The organism is Nitrococcus sp. (assembly GCF_059432795.1).
The window spans coordinates 1-4857 of the sequence record NZ_JBXWZQ010000158.1 but is presented as its reverse complement, the minus strand read 5'-3'; the positions used below and the strand labels follow the sequence as shown (position 1 = coordinate 4857).

At 63.7% G+C, this 4857-nt stretch carries 8 protein-coding genes; 3 read left to right on the top strand and 5 right to left on the bottom strand.

The features are described 5' to 3' along the window. From AC52Q4_RS11270 to AC52Q4_RS11260, 3 genes are all read right to left on the bottom strand, one after another. Positions 1 to 329, bottom strand: a 329-nt coding sequence (locus tag AC52Q4_RS11270) for an alpha/beta family hydrolase (RefSeq protein ID WP_495536891.1), incomplete at its 3' end; no start/stop codon positions are given. 50 nt (positions 330 to 379) lie between these two features. Further along, positions 380 to 1087: a transporter gene (locus AC52Q4_RS11265; RefSeq protein WP_495536890.1), complete on the bottom strand. Its 708-nt coding sequence runs from the start codon at positions 1085 to 1087 to the stop codon at positions 380 to 382. A gap of 179 nt (positions 1088 to 1266) precedes the next feature. After that, positions 1267 to 1896, bottom strand: a complete 630-nt coding sequence (locus AC52Q4_RS11260; RefSeq protein ID WP_495536889.1) for a peptidylprolyl isomerase — start codon at positions 1894 to 1896, stop codon at positions 1267 to 1269. Between the two features lie 317 nt (positions 1897 to 2213). Between AC52Q4_RS11260 and AC52Q4_RS11255 the strand changes: the two genes are divergently transcribed. Genes AC52Q4_RS11255 through AC52Q4_RS11245 form a run of 3 tightly spaced genes read left to right on the top strand, consistent with a single transcriptional unit; the run spans position 2214 to position 3544 of the window. After that, the gene (locus AC52Q4_RS11255; protein ID WP_495536888.1) at positions 2214 to 3122 is read left to right on the top strand and encodes a TIGR01777 family oxidoreductase; all 909 of its coding nucleotides are present in this window, start codon (positions 2214 to 2216) and stop codon (positions 3120 to 3122) included. A gap of 18 nt (positions 3123 to 3140) precedes the next feature. Further along, entirely contained in the window at positions 3141 to 3359 is a 219-nt protein-coding gene (locus AC52Q4_RS11250) for a DMT family transporter (protein WP_495536887.1), read from the top strand. Next, complete coding sequence (locus AC52Q4_RS11245) at positions 3356 to 3544, top strand: DMT family transporter (RefSeq protein WP_495536892.1); 189 nt, start codon at positions 3356 to 3358, stop codon at positions 3542 to 3544. The genes AC52Q4_RS11250 and AC52Q4_RS11245 overlap by 4 nt, the downstream gene beginning before the upstream one ends. A 59-nt stretch (positions 3545 to 3603) precedes the next feature. Here AC52Q4_RS11245 and AC52Q4_RS11240 read toward each other — a convergent pair whose 3' ends face one another. Together AC52Q4_RS11240 and AC52Q4_RS11235 are read right to left on the bottom strand one after the other, a co-directional pair. After that, entirely contained in the window at positions 3604 to 4245 is a 642-nt protein-coding gene (locus AC52Q4_RS11240) for a DJ-1/PfpI family protein (protein ID WP_495536886.1), read from the bottom strand. Positions 4246 to 4329: 84 nt separating this feature from the next. After that, positions 4330 to 4857 (bottom strand): TetR/AcrR family transcriptional regulator (locus tag AC52Q4_RS11235; protein ID WP_495536885.1); only part of this gene is annotated, 528 nt, incomplete at its 5' end.

The window sequence follows — 4857 nt, the reverse complement described above, 5'->3', positions numbered from 1 at the left end:
TCATCGGCGATCAGGCTCGCCATACGACCCCCCAGCGACTTGCCGCCGATTACTCGCTGTTCGGTCCCGCCGAGCTCACGCATGACGCCGCGCCAGCACTCGAGCAATGCCGCCTCGCGATCCGGGGGCCGCTTCCTGCCATCGCGACGCGTGGCGGCCATGTAAGGAAATTCGAAGCGCACCACGCGCAGGCCGTGCCGTGCCAGACCGGCGGCGATGGCGTTCATGAACTCACTGTCCATGGGTGCACCGGCACCATGGGCGAGCACGACGCTCGGCGCGCCTTGCGGACCATCGATCAGGTACGAATCGCGAGCGGCTTCGACCATAACCTCCTTATCCCGGCTGCCTGCGAACCTATGCGGTTCGGGCGCGCTGCCTACCACAGACGGGAGAGACCGACGCCGGCAAACATATTCTCCGCTGCGGCATTCAATCCCGCACCCGCGAACACATCGAACTGAAGGCGATTGCTGAGCAGATACGCGAGCCCCGAGTTGATCGAATGGGTGTCGCGGCCGAGGCCCGCTTCCCGGAAAATACCGAAATATTCGATGTAGCCCGAGACGGTGCGGCTCAAGGCAAAGCCCGTCGCAAGGGAGGCGGCGTATTCCAACAGATGTCTGCTGCTGTCAGAATCGGCACGCGCCGCGACATTGAAATTGCCACTGATTCCCAGGGACGACGTGAGGCTGTGTCTCCAAGCGACCCGCACCTCAGGCTCCACCTCATCGGCCGCGACGTCGTCATCGCCCGTCGGCAGGACGAGCTCCGGGATCACGACCACGCTTGGCACCAGCGCATGCTCGCGCAACGCTTGCAGCTTCAGGCCCGCACGGGTGTTACCTGCACCTTGCCGATCATCTCTGGCGTGGACATAGCCATCCCAGCCAAGCCGCAGCTCGAGGTTACGGGCCAAACCCGAGCGTAACTGCAACACGGGGCCATTGTGGATACTCTCCCCGCCGTCGCGGCTATAGCGATAGCCGGATTCGAGGAGAAACCAACCCGAGGGCACGGTGACGGTCGCGTCCCCGAAGCTCGGTCGATCGGTTGTGATCGGCTTTTCGAGCGGAGCTTTCGCCATCCCCAAAAAATTCCTCTCCGGGCCGCTCGCTGCCGACACGTTCGCGCCCGTGGCGGCCGCGGCCGCAGCCGTCACCAAGACGATCGAGCAAATCGCCGCCGCGCCAAGGAAAGAGGCAATGGACCGCGACCCACCCACCGGATCGGCTGGGCGTCCTGTTAGCATTCCTTGGCCGCCGCTCACCCGCCCTCGCCCTTCTCATCGGCCGAACCGGCTTGCTGCACCTGCGCATCGCGGATGACTATCGCCGGCCGCGGCGCATCGCGGGGAAAGGGTCCCGCGGGTCCAGTCTGCGTATGCGCGATCTCGTCGATCGTCTCCATACCTTGCACCACCTTGCCGAATACCGCATAGCCGGCGCCGGCGTACGACGCGGAGCGGCGGTTCAACGTATCGTTGTCGGCAAGGTTGACGAAGAACTGGCTGGTCGCGGAATCGGGGTCCCGTGTCCGCGCCATGGACAGGGTGCCCCGCTCGTTGGGCAACCCATTGTCGGCCTCATTGACGATCGGCGGATGGGTCGGCTTGCGCTCGTACTCGGCGGTATAGCCACCGCCTTGAATGACGAATCCAGAGATCACTCGATGAAAAATCGTGCCGTCGTAAAACCCCTCGCGAACGTAACGCAGGAAATTGTCCACTGTCTTTGGCGCTTTTTCCGGGTAGAGCTCCACGATGAAGCGGCCTTCACTGGTATTGAACGCCACCCGTGGCCGTATCTGTTCCTGCGACGTGGCGAGCGCCGGACCGAGCAGCAGCAGGCCGAGCAAGCAAATCAAAACCGCGCGCCGTCGAAGCCGATCCGTCATCCCATCACCTCTTCGGTTATCGCATCCATGATCGATGTCACTGTGCCACATACCCGGCCCTAGAACGAGATGCGCCGGGCGCTCCGCGCCCCCCGCAAGCCGTGAATCCCCACGACGCTCCGCAGGGCAATCGCCCCGGCAGATTCAATGGTGCGAACGCTGTCAACGCCAAGCCGACCTTCGCCCCGCCCTGCGCTTGCGCGAGGCGGGGCAACTATACTGAGCGCGTCATCGCCTCCCGGGGGCACCGGGCGAGCGAGGCTCGATCCGAACCGGGCAAACGGGCAAAACACGCGCCGCGAGAGGGGATACGGTACATGGCCACCGTGCTGATCACCGGAGGGACGGGCTTCATCGGCAGCGCGCTGGTTCGCTGCTACCTCGCCAGGGGATGGCGAGTGCTCGTGCTGACGCGGGATGTGGCACGCGCAGAGCAGCACCTCGGCCCCGCCGTGAGGGCTACCGCCCGCCTGCAGGAGATTCCCAGCGACTCCGCTCCCGCGGTCATCTTCAACCTCGCCGGAGAGAATCTCGCCAGCGGGCGCTGGAACCGCACCCGCAAGCGCCGCTTTGTGGAAAGCCGGGTCGGGGTCACCCGCGAGGTCGTCGAGTACATCCATGGCCTCAGCGACGCGCCACCGGTGCTGATCAACGGCTCTGCCGTGGGCTATTATGGAGCGCGGGGTGATACCCGGCTCGACGAGCGCTCAAGCGCCGGGGACGAATATCAGTCACATCTGTGCCAGGCCTGGGAAGAGGCGGCGCTGATGGCCGAGGCCGCCGGGGCGCGGGTGTGCCTGATGCGCTCGGGTGCGGTTCTGGGCCCGAACGGCGGGCCCCTCGCCGGCTTGCTGCCCCCCTTCCGCCGCGGCTTGGGCGGCTATCTCGGTGACGGCCGCCAGTGGCTCTCCTGGGTGCACATCGACGACTGGATCGCCCTGGCACAGCACCTGATCGACGATCCCGAGCTGCATGGGCCGTTCAACGCCACCAGCCCGCACCCGCAAACCAATCGCGACTTTGCCAAGACGCTGGGGCGGGTACTCAATCGCCCGGCCTGGATTCGTGTCCCGGCCTGGCTGGTGCGCACCAGTCAAGGCGAGATGGCGCATCTCTTCCTGACCGGGCAGCAGGTGTTGCCCCAACGGGCGCTGGACCGCGGCTTTCGCTTCCGCTATCCACAGTTACCCGAGGCTCTGGCGGATATCCTCGGCGCTCCCGGCTGAGACCCCGCTGCCTATCCCGTGATCCACGCCGGCACGTCTGCGCCATCCCGGGGTTCGCGATACACACCAAACAGGAGGCATCGATGCAACATTTGGATCCTACTCGCGGGCGCCATCGTCCTGGAGGTGGCCGGAACGACCTCGATGAAGCTATCGGAGGGCTTCACCCGGTTTGTTCCCACGCTGCTTCTGTTTGTGTTTAAGCGGCCTCTTTTGCGGCGCTCACCTTTGCGCTGAGGAAAATAGAAGTCAGTGTCGCCTATGCGCTTTGGTCCGGGATCGGCACCGCCTTTATTGCAGCGATCGGTATCCTGTATTTCCGTGAAACGGCAACTCTCATGAAGTTCATCAGCGTCTTGTTCATCATCCTCGGCGTGGTAGGCCTCAATCTCGGCGGGGTGAGCGCTGAGCAGTCGACTTAGCGGGCGGGGCCACGCGACCGGCTCCGCCTGAAACGAAGCCGTACATGCGCTCAACCGTCTCAGGACTCAAGTCGCTCGACGAGTCGGTCGCTTTTCATCATCGCCCACTGCCGCTCGTATTCCATGATGTAGGCTACGGTGTCTACAAACTTCTCGTCGTGGCCAAAGCGCGAGAGCAGATAAAGGCCCATTTCGAGCCCCGATGAAATACCGCCGGCCGTGATCACGCGACCGGTGTCCACGATGCGATGACGGTCGATGACGCAAGCAGGTGCGATCTCGCCGAGGCGGTCGATCGGCAGCAGCTTCTCGGACGGATCGCCGTGCTTGCGGTTGGTCGCTTTGCGTCCGTCCAGCAATCCGGTGCGGCCATAGATCCATGACCCGGTGCACACGCTGACCAGCAGCGTTTCGTTCGGCAGAGATCGCACGAACTCGAGCAGCCGGCCATTATGCATCTCGTTGCGGGTGCCGATTCCCCCGGGAATCAGGAAGGCGTCCATCGCCGGGCGCGCATCGAGGCCGTAACGCGGCGTCACCTCCATGTTCGCCGTCGTCTTGACGGAAACACCGGAATCGCCCACGAGGAAGGCATCCAGCTCCGGGTCCATGCGGCGCGCCACCGCAAAGACACCCAGAGGTGCCGAAAAGTCGATGACTTCCACGCCATCGAATACGTAAATGCCGAGTCGCTTGGACATCGTGTCACCTCCTTCCAAAGGAACTGGACAGACCACTCTGTCTTTTTCTCGCGGAAATTTTTTTGCCCCTGCCTGACTGTCCGATCAGCGATCTATCAAGCGGCGCACCGCCTCTTGCGCAGCCTGAATCGGCCAGGCATCACGCATCACCTGACTCTCCACGATGGCGCCCTCGCATAACAGATGCACCGCGTCTGCGATCGGCCCTGGCGATGGCACGTCGAGCTCGGCGACCAAGGCGTGTATAAGATCCCGCAGCTCGGATTTATGGCGGCCGACGAGCGCCTGAAAATCCGCTCCCAGCCTCGGCGATTCGGCAACGATGTTCAAAAACGCGCAGCCGCGATAATTCGTGGCAGGCAGCCAGGCCGCCAGGAACTCGAACAGAGCGAAAAGGCGTGCCCGCGCATCCGTTGCCGCCTCCACCCGCGCGCGCAACTGCGCGAACCATCTTTGATGACGGCGGCGCAGATAGGCAAGCGCTAGGGCTTTCTTGGACGGATAGTGCTGATAGAAGCTCGCCCGTGCGACGTTCGCCTCCGAGATGATCTGATTCACGCCCGTGGCTGAATAGCCCTGGGTATAAAATAGATAATCCGCGGCGTCGAGCGC